General features: G+C 39.6%; 3 protein-coding genes. 1 reads left to right on the forward strand and 2 read right to left on the reverse strand.

Going from position 1 to position 2,098, the window contains the following annotated elements:
* Positions 1 to 367, forward strand: a 367-nt coding sequence (locus ACFVSH_RS25910) for an ACT domain-containing protein (RefSeq protein WP_387708648.1), incomplete at its 5' end; no start/stop codon positions are given.
* Between the two features lie 88 nt (positions 368 to 455).
* On the opposite strand, the gene ACFVSH_RS25915 is transcribed toward ACFVSH_RS25910, so the two are convergent.
* Positions 456 to 1,679 (reverse strand): hypothetical protein, encoded by a 1,224-nt coding sequence (locus tag ACFVSH_RS25915; RefSeq protein WP_387708650.1) that lies wholly within the window; start codon positions 1,677 to 1,679, stop codon positions 456 to 458.
* A partial coding sequence (locus tag ACFVSH_RS25920; RefSeq protein WP_387708652.1) for a sigma-70 family RNA polymerase sigma factor occupies positions 1,645 to 2,098 on the reverse strand: 454 nt, incomplete at its 5' end. The genes ACFVSH_RS25915 and ACFVSH_RS25920, both read right to left, overlap by 35 nt.

Genomic DNA, 2,098 nt, shown 5'->3' on the forward strand with positions numbered 1-2,098 from the left:
CTCTTTAGGTTACTCGAATTTGATCAGCCTTAAAGTAAAAGGTGACAACCGTGAATTAACAATCAGTGGAACCTATATCGAAAATTACGGTTCTCGAATTGTAAGTTTGAATGGTTTCAAAATCGACTTTCAACCAGAATCGAATTTACTTTATATCCAGCATACCGATAAACCTGGGGTAATCGGTAACGTAGGTAAGGTCCTAGGTGATCACGATGTGAATATCGCAACCATGCAGGTTGGCCGAAAAGAAGCTGGCGGGGAAGCCATCATGGTTTTGAGCTTTGATTTACCATTAGAAGACAACATGAAACAATTTTTAATGGAAACAGAAGAAATTACATTCATGGCCCGTATTTCATTATAAGTAGAAAAAAGTGCCCGTCCAGCACGGGCACTTTTTCTGTGAATGCAAGGGGCTTTTGCCAACCATAGACCGGGTGTTTTATCACACCTCAATTCACTTGGTTCGGTGCTTTGGGCACCAATATGTCTTCAGTTAAATTCAGCTGGCCTACCTCTTCAATGGGAGCATTTTCAAACTTCACTTTTTCAAAACCAAAATCCTTGGCAATGAAGAGTATGGCTTCTAAAGCTTGAAGGGATTCCTTATTATTTTCAATGGCAACTTGATCTGATAATTGAATGATCACAAGATTTCCATTAGAGCTTATCCTTTCCCATTTCAGGTCATGCGGGATTGCAGGTGAAATTCCTTCGATGTCCGCCTCCCCTTTTCCAGCTTGCAGCGCCTCCTCAAAGTCCTGATAACCCATATTGCTTGGAACAAGGAACCTTGGGGAGGACTCATCCTTTTGGTAAAGAAAGTATGTGCGATTTTTTTGATGAGGTATATCCACCTCTTTTAAATAACCTGCGTGCGCAAACATGGCACCTTGCTTACCTTCTGTAGAAAATGTCATTTTCTCTATTTTGTTATAGGAAAGCGTTTCCTCCATCGAATGGAGAAAAAGTGTATCTTCATCCAATAGTCGGCTTTTTTCTTGAAAATCAATATTAGCAGTGGTCGTATCGTTCCCTTGGCTGATCTTTATATCAAGTGGAAAATAGTCAGATAGCCCATATTGCTCTTCATCCACATCGGACATTTGATTAACTAACTGATTCAGTTTATCACTTTCGTCATAATGTTTGAGTTTAATCGAAATGGGAACGATGAAATTCAATTGATCATCTGGGACACCCATCGTAATGATCGATGCATTTTTAAGGTCATCTTGATAGATTGCTTGTGTAATTGTTTTTTCCTTTTTCCATTGTCGGGGTTCCATTTCTGAAACCTTTTCTTTAGATTCTATTTCCGCTTGCTTACTCGAAAACTTTTGATTATCCTGCCTATCCGCTGAATGATTTTCTTTGTTACTCGCATCCTGGCGTTCAAGATCTGTCATTCCCTTATTTTCAGATAGAGATAATTTCCCACTACTGCCGCTGTCCTCTTGACTTGTCGTTCCTTTTTTTTCAATAATTAAAGATGATGCCAAAACAACCATTAAGAATAAGGAGGCAACACCCGCAAATAGAGGTATCCAGTGTTTCTTTTTCTTCTTATCATATATTCTCGCAAACACCTCTGCCTTGGTTCGGTCATCTTTTAATTTCGGAAGCTCGCGCAGCATGTCTTCAATTTCGCTTTCTTTCCAACGGGATCTTCTCAATGCGGTGGCCCTCCTTTCCTGATAAATCTTCCATCAACTTTTTAATAGCCTTCAAAGCACGGTGCTGGGTCGTTTTTACCTTACTTTCACTCCAATTCAATACTTCAGCAGTTTCCGTAATGGACAGTCCCTGAATATATCGTAAAATGATGACGGATCTTTGATTCGTGGTACACCGGTTTAAGCAATGATAAATATCTTGGATTTCACCGTTCATGATAGCCACTTCTTCCGGAATGGGCTCTTTATCTTTTATCAATTGCCTATCCCAATCAAAGTTAGGAAAGATTTTATCTTTCCACCCTTTTTGTTTCCGAAAGTAATCAATCGTCACATTTCTTGCAATCGAGTACATCCACGTTTTTTCACTGCTTTTTCCTTCGAAGCGTTCATAGGCCTTCATCACCCGTATATATACC

Source organism: Peribacillus sp. NPDC058002 (genome assembly GCF_042886655.1).
Taxonomy (GTDB): domain Bacteria; phylum Bacillota; class Bacilli; order Bacillales; family DSM-1321; genus Peribacillus; species Peribacillus aracenensis.